Source organism: Paenibacillus sp. UMB4589-SE434 (genome assembly GCF_030226685.1).
Taxonomy (GTDB): domain Bacteria; phylum Bacillota; class Bacilli; order Paenibacillales; family Paenibacillaceae; genus Paenibacillus_B.
Genome location: NZ_JASOYK010000002.1, coordinates 564,536 through 580,720, shown reverse-complemented (window position 1 = coordinate 580,720; position 16,185 = coordinate 564,536). Strand labels below are relative to the sequence as shown.

Sequence of the window (16,185 nt, the reverse complement as noted above, 5' to 3'; positions counted from 1 at the left end):
GCCGCCAGCGTTCGTCCTGAGCCAGGATCAAACTCTCCATTAAAGTGTTTGACTTGCTCATTGTATTGCTGACGAGAAATTTAATTCTCTATTGTTTGCTTCGTCATTTGTTCAGTTTTCAAGGAACTTACTTCATCATTCGACAATCAATGTCGAACGCTTATTTACTTTACCAGAAGCATTCTGGCTTGTCAACTCTTTATTTCTTACTGCCGTTCGCCTTAGCTTATGGCGTCGAATCGACAAGAAATAATGTAACATAAAAACAATGTCGAATGCAACTTTTAAAAATTTACAATTTAATAGAACTATAAATCTAAAAACCTACTAACAAGATTGAGAGCTGCCTTGCTTACAATTATCATGCAGACTACGTGCTATTCAACCCTAAGACATCGGTGTCCATTTATCAAACACAGCTCTGTTACACCTCACTTATTCACTTGCCCCGCCATAATGGTTTGCGCATTAATAGCGCTTCACGTATACTCTGGGTATATTTTACTAAGTGAGGATAACCCAAATGGCTGTAACTATTGTTGACGTCGCGCAAAAAGCAGGCGTATCACCTTCTACCGTATCTCGTGTAATATCCAATGACACTCGTATTAGCCAGAAGACGTGCCGCAAAGTTCGTAAGGTGATGGAAGAGCTCGGCTATCATCCGAATATGCTGGCCAAAAGTCTTGTTACCAAGACAACCAACAATATTGGCATCGTTCTCCCACGTCCTGCAGATGAACTGTTCCAGAATCAGTTTTTTTCCGAGATTATACGAGGCATCGTTACAAAGGCTGCTTCAAATGGCTACGATGTGCTCATGACCGCAGGTACAAATCAAATTGAAGAAGAAAAAGCGGTAGAACGTCTCGTTCAAGGAAGATACGTAGATGGTATCATTCTACTGTCATCACGACGCGATGATCAAATTATTTCTTTTTTGCGGGACAAGCAATTTCCGTTTGTGCTCGTCGGACGAAGCAATCAATACGCCGACATTATATCGGTCGATAACGATAACATAGCTGCTGCCTATGATATCACTCGCAATCTGATACAACAGGGGCACCGTAAGATTGCATTTGTAAGCGGCCCCCTCAACTTGACGGTATCTAAGGACCGGATAGATGGATACAATAAAGCATTGCTTGAGGCAGGCATTCAAATGCGACAGGAATATATGTTTGAGGGAACCTTCACCGCACAATCTTCTATAGAAGTAACAGATCAAATATTAGAGTTGGAAGATCAGCCAACAGCTATTATCGCGATCGATGATCTGGTCGCCTTCAGCATTATCCGTTCTTTATGGAACAAAGGCTGGCGCGTACCGGAAAAATACAGCGTTGTCGGCTTCAATAACACGCTGCTGTCTGAAATGTGTCTGCCTCCGATCTCCAGTGTGGACATTGGGATTTATCAGATGGGGAACACAACAGCACAGGCGCTCATCCAATGTATAAAGGGAGACGGCTTTGCACAAGCACGCATCATTATGCCGCATCAGCTTATTTGGCGGGAATCTGTGCAAACACTCCATACGTAAAGAACCAGGACATCGGTCAAGGGAGAGCACATCACAATTCAGCTTACTAACACAAAAACAGCGATGAATCCGAACGTTACATACCGTTCGATTCCATCGCTGTTTATTTCCTATCTTTTTCGCAGCCGATTAGACTATGCAGCTTACAAGGTAATACTCAACTCGTGACCAGTAGAATTTTCCTGCAGTTTCACTATTAATTCACCAAGTGCCGAATCATAAGCCCAGCCTGTTGTTTGTGCTGCAAGCTGCTCAACCTGAAGCTGCTCTCCTAACCCAGCAACTCCCGTAGGCGCAGCAGATATGCCAATCAAGCGGAAGCACAAGCTGCCCCGTTTTGGCTCATAACCGTAGTTTGTATAATTGGCTGTGATGTTAATATTCCGCTCTGATTCTGTTACTTGAATCAACATCTTATTCCATTGGCCTTGTTCATATGCAAAAGTAAGACCATCGTCCTCATACCATTCCAGCGTAGATGACGTACCTGCGCCTTGCAGATAGACAGAAGCCGTTACGTGCTCAGCGGCAACGATCTCTTCTGCATGCTGACGGATAGGACCTTCGAGCCAGATAGCGCCCACACGCACATACATAGGCAGCTTCGCCAGCGGAGCATGAACATGAATATGCTGTTTGCCCGAGTGACGCTCGCCGCTCCAATAATCGACCCACTCCCCTTCCGGCAAGTAGACAGACCGCCATTCCGTATTCGGACGATAGATCGGAGCAATGATTACCGAGTCTCCTACTAGGAACTGGTCGCACAGGTTGTATACTTGTGGGTCGTTCGGATACTCAAGCACTAAAGGTCTCATAACCGGAAGCCCCGTCTTCGAAGCTTCATAGAACCAATGATACAGGTAAGGCATCCATTGATAACGCAATGCGATATATTGTTGACAAATTCGTTCAATCTCTTCACCAAATGACCAAGGTTCCTGGCGCAGCGTATCAATCGCACTATGATTACGCACATAAGGGAAAAATACACCCATCTGCGTCCAACGCGCCAACAGCTCACCACTCGTATGGTGTGCGAAGCCACCAATATCCGGGCCGGCAAACGGCACGCCGGACATACCCAGATTCAATACCATCGGCATCGCCATCGACATATGCTCCCAGAAGCTGCGGTTATCACCTGTCCACACTGCCGCATAACGCTGAATACCGCTGTAGCCAGCACGGGTCAGTACGAATGGCCGCTTGCCGTCGAGCAAAACCTTTAGCCCTTCGTAGCTGGCTTGTGACATACACATACCGTACAAGTTGTGCACCTCGCCATGCGTCTTGCGATCACCTTCATTACCGTGGATTACGTTTACGTCCATCGTTTTGGTTTCATTAAAGATTGCCGGCTCATTCATATCATTCCAGATGCCGTCAATGCCCAAATCGGTATAGAAACGCTGCTTCTCCTGCCACCATTCCCGCACGCGTGATTCCGTAAAGTCAGGGAACGCACTCTCTCCAGGCCAGACCGGACCTGTATAGATGTCTCCCTCTGCCGTCTTGCAGTAGAAGTCACCATCAACACCTTCCATATATACCGCGTACATAGGATCTTTTTTCACACCCGGATCCACAATCGGTACAATATGAAAACCTAGACTGCGCAGTTCTTCCATCATCCGCTCTGGATTTGGGAAGCGATTCTCGTCAAATGTAAATACACGATAGCCGTTCATATAATGGATGTCGAGATGGATAACATCACAAGGAATCTCCTTCTCACGGAAGTTGTGAGCTAATTCCAATACCTCTTTTTCATCCATGTAGCTATAACGGGATTGATGATACCCAAGCGCCCATTTCGGAGGCAGCGGCATCCGTCCTGTCAGATCACCGTAGCGTACAATTACTTCTTTTAACGTTGGGCCTTCGATCCAATACAAATCAAATTCGCCCGTCCACGATTGAAGCATCGCCGAATTTGCATAGGTGCGCATATCGAATACCGTTTTGCCTGGGTTATCCAGGAACAGTCCATAACTCCTGCCTTGATTTAATACGGTCAAGAAAGGAATAGATTGATATAAGGATTCCATTTCGGGCACGTGAGGTGCATATACGTCTGAATTCCACATGGTATAACGCTCGCCACGCTTGTCGAGGAAGCCTGTCTTCTCACCCAACCCGTAAATATGGTCGTCTTCCGTAAGGGTAACAAATGCCGTATAGTCTCCCACCGTTTCGCGATTGCGCTGCAAGCTTACCATCTCCACAGATGGCTGCGCCTCGTTACGAATGCTGATAGCGCCTGTTAAGCGATTGACTTCAAGCATTGTGTTCCCAATTGTGACCGATACTTGCTCAGCCGTCTCCGTCCATGTAAGTGATTGAGGTGCACGGCCTTCAGAAGCAATAATTGCAGGCGTCGTGTTCCAATTAGGCTGCTGACCACGATATGTCTTAAGTCGAACGACTCCTGCATCGACCGAAGTGATAGCCAGATTAAAATGACTGCCCACAAGTAGCAGCGCCTGATTCATTTCTTGTATATGAGTAATATTCCCAAGTTGAACGCCCGTATGACTTTGCGTCTGGTGACTTGCGTTCTCTGGATGTATAGCTGCGCTTGTATCTAGCATAATAGTCCCTCCTACTTTCATTCCAATTGAAATGCTCTCTATTTGTTGTTACTACACGATTGGAACCTATACGTCTTTTGTTGTCACTAGCGTCTGTTCATGATTACCCTTTGCTTGCCCCAGCGGTTAACCCTTCCACCAAGAAGCGCTGCAAGAACAGATACAGCAAGGCGATTGGAATCGCAATTAACACAGCGCCGGCCGCAAACATCGTAAAGTTCGATGATGCATTGTTTACCATATCCCACAATCCGATGGCCAGTGTCCACTTCTCTTTCGTCCGCAGCACCAAGCGAGCAAATATAAAGTCACCCCATGCGCCAGCAAATGTCATCAGTCCGATGTACGTAATCATCGGCTTGGAGAGCGGCAGCATAATTTTAATAAATACAGTCCAGTGTGTTGCACCGTCGATCCGAGCTGACTCTTCTAAGCTTTTTGGAATTGTGTCAAAGAAACCTTTGACGACAAACGCCCCCAACGGCGCCCCCGCCGAATACACTAAAATTAAAGCCAGATGGGTATCCAGTAAGTTTAACTGCATAAGCAAGATGTAGATTGCAATCATACTCATAAAGCCAGGAAACATACCGAGCACGAGCATACCGGACATCAGGTTTTTCCGTCCATAGAACCGAAAACGTGATAAAGCATAAGCAGTCATCACCACAAGAATAACGCCAAATATCATATTAAACGTCGCAATCTTTAACGTATTTAAATACCAACGACCATATTGATATTGTTCCGATGTAAACAAACTGACATAGTGTTCAAACGTCGGATTGCTAGGAATAAGTGACTCGCTATAAATGGACGATCCAGGTCGTATGGAAGACATCACAATCCAAATCGTCGGATAAAACACACAAATCGCGATGATAATCAGCATGAGATAACTGAAAAGTAACCGAGTACGTGAATTCTTCTTAGCCCCTACACTCATTGGATCATATCCTCCTCTCGGAACGAACGGGTACGTCTGTAGCTCCAAATCGACAACGAAGCAACGATAATAAAGATGATAATACCGATTGCAGCTGCCATATTAAACTTGTTATTGTCCAAAGTCAGCTTGTAGAGCCACGTCACGAGCAAATCCGTACTGCCCGCGTACTGGTATTCACCATTAGGCGGATTACCATTGGTCATCAGGAAAATAACGTTAAAGTTGTTGATGTTACCAGCAAATTGACCAATTAGAATCGGAGCGGTTGAATACGTAATCATGGGCATTGTGATCGCTTTGAACTTGTGCCACGCTGTCGCGCCATCCACATCTGCCGCTTCATACATATCTTTTGGTATGGTCGTTAATATACCAATAACAAGCACCATCGTTACCGGAATACCAACCCACATATTTACCATTAATACCGTTACTTTTGCCCAGAACGGATCAGACAACCAAGGAAGCTTGCCCAAGCCGAAATAACTCAAGTATTGATTGATCGGTCCAAACTCACCATTAAACATGTTGCGCATAATAAGGAAAGACAACATTTGCGGAATCGCATACGGGATTATAAAAATTGTGCGCCACATCGTTTTAAAGCGGATACCCGATTGTTGAACTAGAAGTGCAACTAGAATCCCGCCAAAATAACAGGTCACCGTGGCTAGTATGGCCCAAATAATGGTCCACGCCAACACGCCGTAGAACGTACCGCTCCATGTGCCTAGCTGCAGCAAGTCTTTAAAGTTCTGGAAGCCTACCCAATCGACAAGCTTCGCCGGAGGGATATGTTCGGGAGCCGAGTAGTTAGTAAAAGCAAGCAAGATCATAAAAATAATAGGCATTATCGTAAAGAACAACACTGCAGCCGTCGGTAGTGCAAGGAACAAGTAGGCAAACTTTTGCTCTTTGACATACTCCAAGGTTTGCAAGAAATTATTCGGCTTGTCACCTTTAGTTCGCATGCGTCCTACTGCATGGGCGTCTCTTACCACAAGTACATATACCCACACAAATATAAACAGAACAAGCAGCGTAATTAATCCTTTAATAATTAAATGAATGGAATGGTCGCCAGGAACCATTTTGTAGAGCTTTCCAACCTTCATCATTTGCGACGGCGTTTCACCCAATGTGTAAATTCCCCATACCGCTCGCGGCAAATAATTAATTAAATAAATTAAACCTACAGCTTCTAACAGCATCAACAGGATGCCTTTTATATATTGACGATTAAATAGTTGCCCAAGACCCCAAAATACACCGGAAAGCACTGCAGCTTTGGCGGCAGTATTGGACTTAGTCTCCTTTGGCGACGGCTGAGGTTGGCGGCTGATTGTCGCTGCGTTACTCGCTGAAGCTGATTGTCTAGTGGCCATGAGGTTCTCCCCTCTCTCGCTAACCTAAAGATCATGTTCGCATTTGTATAACCGTAACTATCCAATGAAACGACCCGGGCGAGCGTTGATCACTCCCCCGGGCCCCCTCTCTATCTCTTTTACTTCACAGCATCTTTAATTTGTTGTACGGCATTATCAAGTGCCGCTTTCGGGTCTTTACCTTTATTAAGCACATCTGCCAAGCCAGCAGCCATCGGACTCCACACACTTCCCATTTCTGGGATTGCAGGCATTGGATAAGAGTTCTTGAACTGCTCCAGTACAGCTACTGTAAACGGATCACCCGCTACTTTACTGTCTGCTGCCGCTTCTTTATTAGAAGGAACGACACCCGTCATTTCGTAGTTTTTCAACTGTGCATCTTTTGTTGAAGCAAATTCAGCAAACAGTTTTGCAGCGTTAGGATATTTCGAGTAAGAGTTCACATACCAAGCTTTAACGCCAGAGAATGTCTTGGACGGTTGACCTTCAATGCCAGGGATCGGTGCTGCACCCAGATTAATGCCAGATGCTTTCAGGTCAGGGATAGCCCAAGGACCATCAATATTCAAAGCCAATTGTCCGCTGGTAAAGAGACCTTTCTTGACGTCACCCGTTACATCGGAAGTCGTCAGTGGAAGCACTTGCTTGGCGAATTGCTGCAAGAACGATGCTCCTTTAATGGCACCTTCATTGTTTAAGCCAATATCGGCTTTGTCACTGCCGTTGTTGCCAAATACGTACCCACCAGTGGATGCAAGGAACATGTAATCGTAGTAGAAGTTACCGATCTCCCACATGTACGTATACTTTTTGTTTTTCACGTCGTTCATCTTCTTGGACAATTCGACGACTTCTTCCATTGTCTTAGGCGCTTCTGGAACCAGATCCTTGTTGTAGAACATGATTAGCGTCTCTACAGAACGCGGGTAGCCATACAGTATACTGTCGAAAGAAGCTGCGTTAACCGCTAGTTCGGAGTTCTCTGCACGCGTCTTCTGTTCGTGGAAATCATTTGGTAAAATCAATCCGGCTGTTACCGCTTTGCCCAAATTGTCGTGCGGAAACACGACAACATCTGCTGCAATGCCGGCTGGACCGTCATTTATCAGCTTGTTCACTTGGTCAGGTGCGGCTACTTCTTCGTATTTAACTGGGACGTTGTATTTAGCTGTGAACTCCTTCGCAATTGCCTCTATGAAAGGACGAGCCTCTTTACTTTCCCATACGATCAGATTTGCACCATCCTCAGGTTTCAATTCTTCATTTCCAGCTGATGTATTGTCTGTTGTTTCTGTAGAGGTGCCCGTATCCGCCGGAGTGGAATTGCTTCCGCTAGATGTACATGCCGTAATTGTGAATACCATCATGACTGACAACAGCATTGCTACCCATTTCTTCATCTTCTTTACTGCCCCTTTCGATTCTGGTTCATGGTGTGGAACAAAGCGCGCAAAGGTAAAAATAATGACAGACGTGATTTATATCTCATTAATTTATGCAAACCTTTGCACAAATAACTAAAAAAATAATTCCTTGCTATTACTTATGTTGTAAGCGGTTACGCCTAAACCGAATTATACACAGTGCCATATTGTTTGTAAACCGTTTGCACAAAAATATTTTATCCTCTATACTTTGACACATAATCGGAATAGTTCTAGTTAAGCGAGGTATTATTTATGGCAGTAACGATTGTAAATGTAGCCGAACAAGCCGGCGTATCCCCTTCGACTGTGTCGCGGGTCATTTCGAATGATTCGCGGATCAGCCTGAAAACAAGTCGCAAAGTACGCAAGGTGATGGATGAACTCGGCTATCACCCGAATATGTTGGCCAAAAGCCTGGTAACGAACACGACACACAATATCGGAATCGTGCTTCCTCGCCCTGCAGATGAATTGTTACAGAATCAGTTTTTCTCGGAAATTATACGCGGCATGGTGGCCAAAGCAGCCTCCATTCATTACGATATTCTGATGACAACGGGATCCAATGCGGAAGAAGAGGTCAAGGCGGTAGAGCGATTAGTGCGTGGTCGTAACGTTGACGGTATTATTTTGCTGGACTCGCATAAGGATGATGTCAATATCTCCTTTCTTCGCGAGAAAAAGTTTCCGTTTGTGCTCGTGGGACGCAGTGAGGACTTTAGTGACATAACCTCCGTCGATAACGACAACATTGCAGCATCACAAGCTATCACACGGCACCTCATAAACCTTGGGCACCGTCGAATCGCCTTTGTGAGCGGTCCATTTGATTTGACCGTATCCAAGGACCGACTGGATGGATTCAGCAAGGCGCTGTTGGAAGCTGGCATACCGTTTGATCGTGGTTATGTATATGAGGGCGCATTCACACCAGAATCGGCCGCCAAGATCACCGAGCAAATTTTATCGTTAGCAGAACGTCCAACCGCTATTATCGCAACTGATGACGTGATGGCATTTAGCATTATCCGCACCTTGTGGAACAACGGTTTGCGTGTTCCTGAAGAATGCAGCGTAGTAGGATTTAACAACACCCTGTTGGCTCAGATGTGTCTGCCGCAAATCTCAAGCGTTGACATTGGCACCTACCAGATGGGTCAATCGGCCGTGCAAGCCCTTGTGCAGCGTATTAAGGGAGAAGGCTTCGAGCAAGCCCGTATCATTATTCCCCATCAGCTCATATGGCGCGATTCGGTTCAGGCACCCGTCGAAATATTAGAATCAGCATTGCTGAATAAATAATAGTTGTTTGAGAGTACTGCAGCCGCTAGAGGTATTTGTATCTCACCGCTGTCCGCTTGATAAATGAAATGATCTGTACCTGCTATGCATGTCCACCACTGCACTAAGGAGCGTGATCCATTTGTTCAAGTCCAAACCAATTGTTCGGTTTCTGCTTACAACGCTAGCTATCACAACGATGCTGTTTGCTTCCAGCTGCCAATCCTCCTCCAATACATCAACGCCAGCAGCCAGCAAGTCAACCGCACCGTCTCCACAAGTAGAAGCAACATTATCCGACGTCAACAAAACGTTACAGTTAACCGACGCCCTCACCCCGATGGGCCCTAGCAGCGGTGTCTATTATGAAATATTTGTCCGTTCGTTCTATGACACCAATAAAGACGGAATCGGGGATCTAAATGGAATTACTGCCAAGCTGGATTACTTGCAAGACCTTGGTGTTAAGCATCTGTGGCTGATGCCGATTAATCCTTCTCCTTCCTATCACGGCTACGATGTTACCGATTATTACAGCATTAACCCTGACTACGGCACGATGGAGGACTTCAAGCGGCTGCTAACAGAAGTCCACAAACGCGATATGTCACTTGTGATGGACTTGGTCGTGAACCATACGAGCAGCGAGCACCCCTGGTTCACCCAATCGATGAAAGGGATAGATCATCCAAAACGAAATTGGTATATGTGGGCGGAGGATTTGAAGCTGGATCCCGCTACCAGAGGTGCCTGGGGGCAGCAAGCTTGGCACCAGAAAAATGGACAGCACTACCTCGGCATCTTCTGGGAAGGTATGCCTGATCTGCATATGGATAACCCCGATGTCCGGGCCGAGATTAAAAAAGCCGCGCAATTCTGGCTTAAGCTTGGCGTAGATGGATTTCGGTTAGATGCCGCCAAGCATGTATACGAAGACTTTCAGAATACAAGTCAGGACCCTGCTGTTGTAAAAAGTAATCAACTATGGTGGCAGGAATTCCGAAAAGCCGTCAATGAGGTCCAACCAGATACCTATCTGGTCGGTGAAGTGTGGGACTCCCCGGCTGTTATTGGTCCGTATCTGAATGAAGCACTGAACTCTGCATTTAACTTTGATCTGTCTAAGCGACTGATCTCGATGGTAGCAGATGAGAAGGACGCAGATGTCGGCGCGATGTTGAGCCGAATTTATACGTACTACAGCAAACAGTCCAACGGTCAATTCGTCGATGCGCCCTTCCTGTCCAACCATGACGGAAACCGCGTCATGAGTGAATTGGGCAGCAACGTGAACCACGCCAAGATGGCAGCTTCCGTGCTGCTTACGCTGCCTGGCAATCCGTTTATTTATTACGGTGAAGAAATCGGAATGCTTGGCATGAAACCAGATGAGCGGCTGCGGGAGCCAATGCAGTGGTCTATGGATGCCAAGGCTGACGGCATGACTTCGTGGGAGCCTGCCGCTTCGAATGAGAAGACGGTATCTGCTGAACAGCAAATGCTGGATCCCCAGTCATTATGGCATCACTACAAGAAGCTAATCACATACCGTAATTCCGACAAAGTGCTACAGAACGGAGGCATCCAGTCCTATACATCTGGTCAGGACAAAGTAGCTGGATATATCCGGGCAACTAAAGACGAAGTGCGGCTCGTACTGCACAATTTATCTAGCACTAAGCAGGAGATTAAGCTGCAATCAGGTGCTGCTGAGACGATGAAGTCGTTGGTATTTTCCAGCATAGATGGGGCAGTCCTGGCTAATGGTACTTGCACGATACCGCCTTACAGTACAGTAGTGCTGGGACCGTGAATTCGTCAGGGCATCAGGCCGTTAGATACTTAGTTTTGTTAGCTGTTTCGTTGTTTGGCTATTTGTTTGTTTAGTTATTTCGTTGTTTCGTTGTTTCAGTCTTTAGTTCCTGAGTTGTTTATGACTTCATTCGTCAGATCAGAAGATTCAGCAATCCACTTTCCCACATTAAAGGAGATATCACATCATGCTGTTAGAAGCTATCTACCATCGCCCCAAGCAGAACTGGGCCTATGCCTATGATCGCAAAACCATTCATGTACGCATTCGCACTAAGAAAAACGATGTTAGCCGTGTGACGGTATACTACGGTGACAAGTTTGACTGCTGGGAAGGGCTGGAGAGGACAACGACTATATCCATGACACGACTATACCAAGATGAGTTGTTTGACTATTGGCAGGCAGAAACAGTTCCCACCTTCCGTCGACTCGCGTACGTATTTAAGCTGGAAACATCGACCGAGGAAGTGTGGATGACGGAACGTGGTTTTCAAAAGGATACGCCTACACCAACTAAAAGTTGGTTCGAGTATCCGTTTCTGAACCCCGTAGATGTATTTACCCCTCCTGCCTGGGTGAAGGATGCTGTTTTTTATCAGATCTTCCCGGAGCGCTTTGCAAACGGTGATACACACAACGACCCTGAAGGCGTACTGCCTTGGGGAGGCGAACCGACACCGGACAATTATTTTGGAGGGGACCTGCAAGGGGTAATGGACCACCTTGACCATCTGGCGAAGCTGGGTATTACGGCTATTTATTTTACGCCAATATTTGAAGCAACGACCAATCACAAATACGACACAAAAGATTACATGAAAGTGGATTCACACTTTGGGTCTAACGAAAAGCTCAAGGAACTGGTAGCTGCCTGCCATCGCAAGGGCATTCGGGTGCTGCTGGATGCTGTGTTTAACCATTGCGGTTATACTTTTGAGCCTTACGTCGACGTGTTGGAGAAAGGCGAAGAATCCATCTACAAAGATTGGTTCCATGTCCGCCAGTTCCCGCTAACGGTCATTGACGGCATTCCAACCTTTGATACGTTTGCTTTTACACCAATGATGCCAAAATTAAATACTGAAAATCCAGCGGTTAAACAATATTTGCTTGAAGTAGCCCGGTACTGGATTGAAGAAGTCGGCATTGACGGCTGGCGCCTCGACGTCGCTAATGAAGTCGATCATCAATTCTGGCGGGAATTCCGACAGACAGTAAAAGCCGTTAATCCAGAAGCGTACATTCTCGGTGAGATGTTCCACGAAGGCATGATGTGGCTGCAGGGGGATCAGTTTGATGCGGTCATGAATTATCCGTTCACGTATGCCATTCACGATTTCTTTGCAGAGGGCAAGATCGACGGCATACAATTCGCGCAGGCAATCGAACATCAATTGGCCAGTTATCCGCAGCAGGCGAATGAAGTGATGTTTAACCTGCTCGACAGCCACGACACAGCACGATTACTGACTTTATGCGGCGGGGATAAGCGCAAGTTGAAGCTGGCTTCTTTGTTCCAGCTGACCTTCCTGGGGACACCGTGTATCTACTACGGAGACGAGATCGGACTGGACGGAGGCAACGACCCTGACTGCCGCAAATGTATGGAGTGGGATGAATCGAAGCAGGATCTAGAACTGCTGCAGCATTATCAGGACACGATAGCATTTAGACACAAATATACAGCGCTTCGCACCGGCAGCTTCCGCTTTTTGTATGCAAAGGAAAATGATCGGGTCATCGCATATGAGCGTGCTGACGAGCATAGTCATGTTATAGTGCTGCTCAATAACAGTTCCCGTCGTCGGACGGTTCGACTGTCGTTACCTCAAGGTGAATGGCACAATGAAGTTTCGGGAGAGACCGTTGTGGTTCAAAGCAGCAAGGTTTCCATCTCGCTTGAAGCGATGAGCGCCCTTATTTTACGTCGTGAATAAAATTCATTAGTTTTTCACCCAGCCTATACACAAGGTCATTAAAGTAGTTATGTCACCATACTCTAATATATCCCTCATACGTGCTAATGCGTGCTTAGCAGCCTGAAAGGTAAAACGATGAGAACGATATAACAAAGGAGTGATATGATGTATAACTTCTACGAGGACGGCCTACTAGGGTTAGGCTGGGGTCTATTTTCCATCCTTCTTTATTTGGTATTTTACCTGATCGGAACAGTGCCTTATTATGTACTTGGCAATAAAGCCGGGTACGACAAGTCTTGGTTTGCCTTTATTCCCATTTTAAATATCGTGCTTGTAATCCGGGTGGCGCAGGAGAGCTTGTGGTTCCTCCTACTCCTCATTATCCCGTTTGTTAATATTGTGGCTAGTATTTATTTGATGTACAAATTTATAAAAGCGTTCGGCCGGAGCGGACTTGAAATCATTCTGCTTATTATTCCAGTTGTTAATCTGGTATACCTTTACTACTTGGCCTTTAGCAACAATGTACGGTATGTCCTATATCTACGTTAACATCAAGGTGTATCACCTGTTAACTTATAGCGGCTGGCTACGCTTAAGCCAGGTTTGGGATAGAGCACGAATATCGTCCCTACTGCAAACCTTCAAGGTTCGATAGCAGATGGCGGCGTACCAAGTCTGGTCGGATTTTATAGTGGAGTTAAACGCAACACGAGCAGCCCCCACTCCACGCGGAATGGGGGCTGTTAGCGCTGCAGCTTTTTATTCAGGATAAGATCGTTTTCCTTGACTAGCGAAGAGAGGATACAGTGAATTGCTACTCACCTGCACTCGAAAGGCTTTACTTCAAATTGACATGGTTATCTTATGACATCCCGAAGTATTGGTTAGTCTGGCTGTCCACAGCTATACCGAGTTGAGCCATATCATACTGTATTTATCCCTCGCCCAACGCCTCATTTAGCAAACGAACAAACTCATCTTCATCCGTAATCGTCTGAATGCCAAGCTGCTCCGCCTTAGCCAGCTTGCTGCCGGCCTTTTCGCCAGCGATCACAAGATCTGTCTTCTTGGACACACTTCCTGTTACCTTCGCGCCGCAAGCTTCCAGCTTAGCAGTGGCATCATCGCGCGTCAGTTGGTGCAGCGTCCCTGTAAGAACTACCGTTTTGCCAAAGAAGACAGAATCCGTACTCACTAGTGCCTTTGGCTCCTCGCTCTGTGGCGCAACGCCTAGTGCAAGCATCTTCTCCACACTCGCCCGATTCAATGGATCGGCAAAGTAACCTACGATGCTGTCTGCTACAATCGCACCTACATCCTGCAGCCCCATCAATTCTTCTGCTGTAGCGCTTATGACACCTTCCAAGCTAAGATAATGCTCAGCGAGCGCACGTGTCGTTGTCTTACCTGTGTTCGGAATGCCCAGCGCAAACAAGAAGGAGGACAACTCCCGCGTCTTACTTGTCTCCAGTGATTGCAGTAAATTGTTCGCTTTCTTCTCACCAAAGCGGTTCAATGCTACAAGCTGCTCGAAAGTGAGCGCGTACAGATCAGCCGGATCGCGCACCTCGACTTCGTCGTACAACTGCTCTGCTGTCATTACGCTGAACGTCTCGATATCCATCGCGTCACGAGATGCAAAGTGAGCCAACCTTGCTACGATCTGCGGTTTGCAGCCAAGTCTATTGTTGCAGAACAAATGTGCTCCGCGCATTTCCAATTCTGAGCCGCAGGAAGGGCATTGTGTTGGACATACAATTTCTTGACCATCCTGTTCTTCAGTTACCTTGCCCAATATCTCAGGGATCACATCATTGGAACGGCGTATAAATACACGTGAACCCAGAGCAAACTTTAGATTCTTACGTTCGATGTCCCCGATATTGTTCAGTGTACAATTTTGAACCGTAACCCCTGCCAGCTCTACTGCTTCAACACGGGCGACTGGCGTAATTTTCCCCGTCCGACCGACTTCCCAACTGACGCTCTCCAAAACAGTCGTTGTCTCTTCTGCTTCAAACTTAAAGGCTACTGCCCAACGCGGGAACTTGTCGGTGTACCCCAACACTTCACGGGTCCGCATGTCTGTCAGCTTTACAACAGCTCCGTCAATCAAATAGTCCAATGAAGCCCGCTGCTCTTGAACACGCTGCAATTCTGCTTTGACCTCGTCAATCGTACTGTAGTAAGTCACATATGGATTAACTTTGAACTCGTTGTCGCGCAGAAATTGCATCATCTCTTGATGGGTGTCAAACGCCAGTTCATCCGTATAACCAACGTTATAGAAAAAGGCGTTAAGCTTCCGGGTCGCCGTCACTTTTGGGTTTAGATTGCGCAGGGCGCCTGCTGCAGCGTTGCGTGCATTTTTAAGTGGTTCGGCTGCCGTCTGGTTATAGGCTTCCAGCACGGATAGATTCATAATTCCTTCGCCTTGAATCTCAAGTGTGCCAGCCGTATACGGGATTGTGAGTGGTACAGAGCGAATCGTTTTCACCTGCGGAAGAATAGACTCTCCAATCGAACCGTTGCCGCGTGTTGCCGCTTGCACGAGTTCACCGTTGCTGTATGTCAAATTTAGCGTAAGGCCATCAAACTTCAGCTCCACGACAAAATTCGGGTCTGGCAGTGGTTCAGCGTTAGGATTCTTAGTATTATAATCTGCAATTAGCTTAATGACACGCTGGTACCAAGCTTGCAGATCCTCTTCATTCTGTGCTTTGTCTAGGCTCCACAGGCGCGCAAGATGTCGATGCGGATCAAACCCGTTCAGCAGTTCGCCGCCAACCCGCTGCGTGGGTGAGTTAGGCAGCACAACACTTGTCTGCTGTTCCAGCACTACAAGCTCATCATAGAGCACATCGTACTCCTTATCGCTTGCAATGGGATTGTCGAGCGTGTAGTAATGGTAGTTGTACCGGTTCAGCTCGGTTATAAGCTCCTGAATGCGGGCTTGTTGTTCAGCGGAGGCTGCTTGGCTAGTCATGTATGGGCACGCCCCTTTCCTAATGATTAAGTCTATTTGAGTTATCAGTGTTTCTGTAGGCCTGTGTTAAGCAGATCAGCAGAGCATCCTATCCTATTCCTGTATTTAGACCCTGACTTTATATGTAACACGCCCGCACATGGCCTGTATCTGTTATTGCTGCCATGACGGGCGTGATGTACTTCTATAGTATCGCGATACGTGTACAGTTCAGTTGTACTAGTTATCAGATATTGTCTGGAAAATAAGAAATGAATATACAAGTGTATTTTTT

The 16,185-nt window shown here is 46.5% G+C and carries 10 protein-coding genes; 5 read left to right on the top strand and 5 right to left on the bottom strand.

Annotation, left to right across the window (positions count from 1 at the left end; translation table 11 throughout):
- The first annotated feature begins 523 nt into the window (after window positions 1–523).
- On the top strand, window positions 524–1,546 hold the full coding sequence (locus QP775_RS12605; protein ID WP_239328729.1) for a LacI family DNA-binding transcriptional regulator: 1,023 nt from the start codon (window positions 524–526) through the stop codon (window positions 1,544–1,546).
- Between the two features lie 143 nt (window positions 1,547–1,689).
- On the opposite strand, the gene QP775_RS12600 is transcribed toward QP775_RS12605, so the two are convergent.
- The 4 genes from QP775_RS12600 to QP775_RS12585 form a co-directional block, all read right to left on the bottom strand.
- Window positions 1,690–4,140 carry a glycoside hydrolase family 31 protein gene (locus tag QP775_RS12600; RefSeq protein ID WP_285106422.1) on the bottom strand — a complete coding sequence of 817 codons (2,451 nt, stop codon included), beginning with the start codon at window positions 4,138–4,140 and terminating at the stop codon, window positions 1,690–1,692.
- Between the two features lie 103 nt (window positions 4,141–4,243).
- Entirely contained in the window at window positions 4,244–5,086 is an 843-nt protein-coding gene (locus QP775_RS12595) for a sugar ABC transporter permease (RefSeq protein ID WP_239328731.1), read from the bottom strand.
- A complete protein-coding gene (locus QP775_RS12590) occupies window positions 5,083–6,474 on the bottom strand; it encodes a carbohydrate ABC transporter permease (RefSeq protein WP_239328732.1) in 1,392 nt (463 codons plus the stop codon). The genes QP775_RS12595 and QP775_RS12590 overlap by 4 nt, the downstream gene beginning before the upstream one ends.
- A 119-nt stretch (window positions 6,475–6,593) precedes the next feature.
- Window positions 6,594–7,877, bottom strand: a complete 1,284-nt coding sequence (locus QP775_RS12585) for a sugar ABC transporter substrate-binding protein (RefSeq protein WP_239328733.1) — start codon at window positions 7,875–7,877, stop codon at window positions 6,594–6,596.
- 279 nt (window positions 7,878–8,156) lie between these two features.
- On the opposite strand from QP775_RS12585, the gene QP775_RS12580 reads away from it, so the two are divergent.
- The 4 genes from QP775_RS12580 to QP775_RS12565 all read left to right on the top strand — a co-directional run bounded on the left by QP775_RS12580 (window position 8,157) and on the right by QP775_RS12565 (window position 13,474).
- Complete coding sequence (locus QP775_RS12580) at window positions 8,157–9,206, top strand: LacI family DNA-binding transcriptional regulator (protein WP_239328734.1); 1,050 nt, start codon at window positions 8,157–8,159, stop codon at window positions 9,204–9,206.
- Window positions 9,207–9,318: 112 nt separating this feature from the next.
- Window positions 9,319–10,998 (top strand): alpha-amylase family glycosyl hydrolase, encoded by a 1,680-nt coding sequence (locus tag QP775_RS12575; protein ID WP_483312013.1) that lies wholly within the window; start codon window positions 9,319–9,321, stop codon window positions 10,996–10,998.
- A 187-nt stretch (window positions 10,999–11,185) separates the two neighbouring features.
- Window positions 11,186–12,937 (top strand): alpha-glycosidase, encoded by a 1,752-nt coding sequence (locus QP775_RS12570; RefSeq protein WP_285106415.1) that lies wholly within the window; start codon window positions 11,186–11,188, stop codon window positions 12,935–12,937.
- Between the two features lie 147 nt (window positions 12,938–13,084).
- A complete protein-coding gene (locus tag QP775_RS12565; RefSeq protein ID WP_239328737.1) occupies window positions 13,085–13,474 on the top strand; it encodes a DUF5684 domain-containing protein in 390 nt (129 codons plus the stop codon).
- A gap of 385 nt (window positions 13,475–13,859) precedes the next feature.
- On the opposite strand, the gene ligA is transcribed toward QP775_RS12565, so the two are convergent.
- Entirely contained in the window at window positions 13,860–15,911 is a 2,052-nt protein-coding gene (gene ligA, locus QP775_RS12560; protein WP_285106413.1) for an NAD-dependent DNA ligase LigA, read from the bottom strand.
- Window positions 15,912–16,185: the final 274 nt, after the last annotated feature.

Excerpts from the sequence above, each read along its gene's own strand:
- QP775_RS12605 (WP_239328729.1), top strand. The coding sequence starts at position 524 with ATGGCTGTAACTATTGTTGACGTCGCGCAAAAAGCAGGCGTATCACCT.
- QP775_RS12600 (WP_285106422.1), bottom strand. The coding sequence starts at position 4,140 with ATGCTAGATACAAGCGCAGCTATACATCCAGAGAACGCAAGTCACCAG.
- QP775_RS12595 (WP_239328731.1), bottom strand. The coding sequence starts at position 5,086 with ATGAGTGTAGGGGCTAAGAAGAATTCACGTACTCGGTTACTTTTCAGT.
- QP775_RS12590 (WP_239328732.1), bottom strand. The coding sequence starts at position 6,474 with ATGGCCACTAGACAATCAGCTTCAGCGAGTAACGCAGCGACAATCAGC.
- QP775_RS12585 (WP_239328733.1), bottom strand. The coding sequence starts at position 7,877 with ATGAAGAAATGGGTAGCAATGCTGTTGTCAGTCATGATGGTATTCACA.
- QP775_RS12580 (WP_239328734.1), top strand. The coding sequence starts at position 8,157 with ATGGCAGTAACGATTGTAAATGTAGCCGAACAAGCCGGCGTATCCCCT.
- QP775_RS12570 (WP_285106415.1), top strand. The coding sequence starts at position 11,186 with ATGCTGTTAGAAGCTATCTACCATCGCCCCAAGCAGAACTGGGCCTAT.
- QP775_RS12565 (WP_239328737.1), top strand. The coding sequence starts at position 13,085 with ATGTATAACTTCTACGAGGACGGCCTACTAGGGTTAGGCTGGGGTCTA.
- ligA (WP_285106413.1), bottom strand. The coding sequence starts at position 15,911 with ATGACTAGCCAAGCAGCCTCCGCTGAACAACAAGCCCGCATTCAGGAG.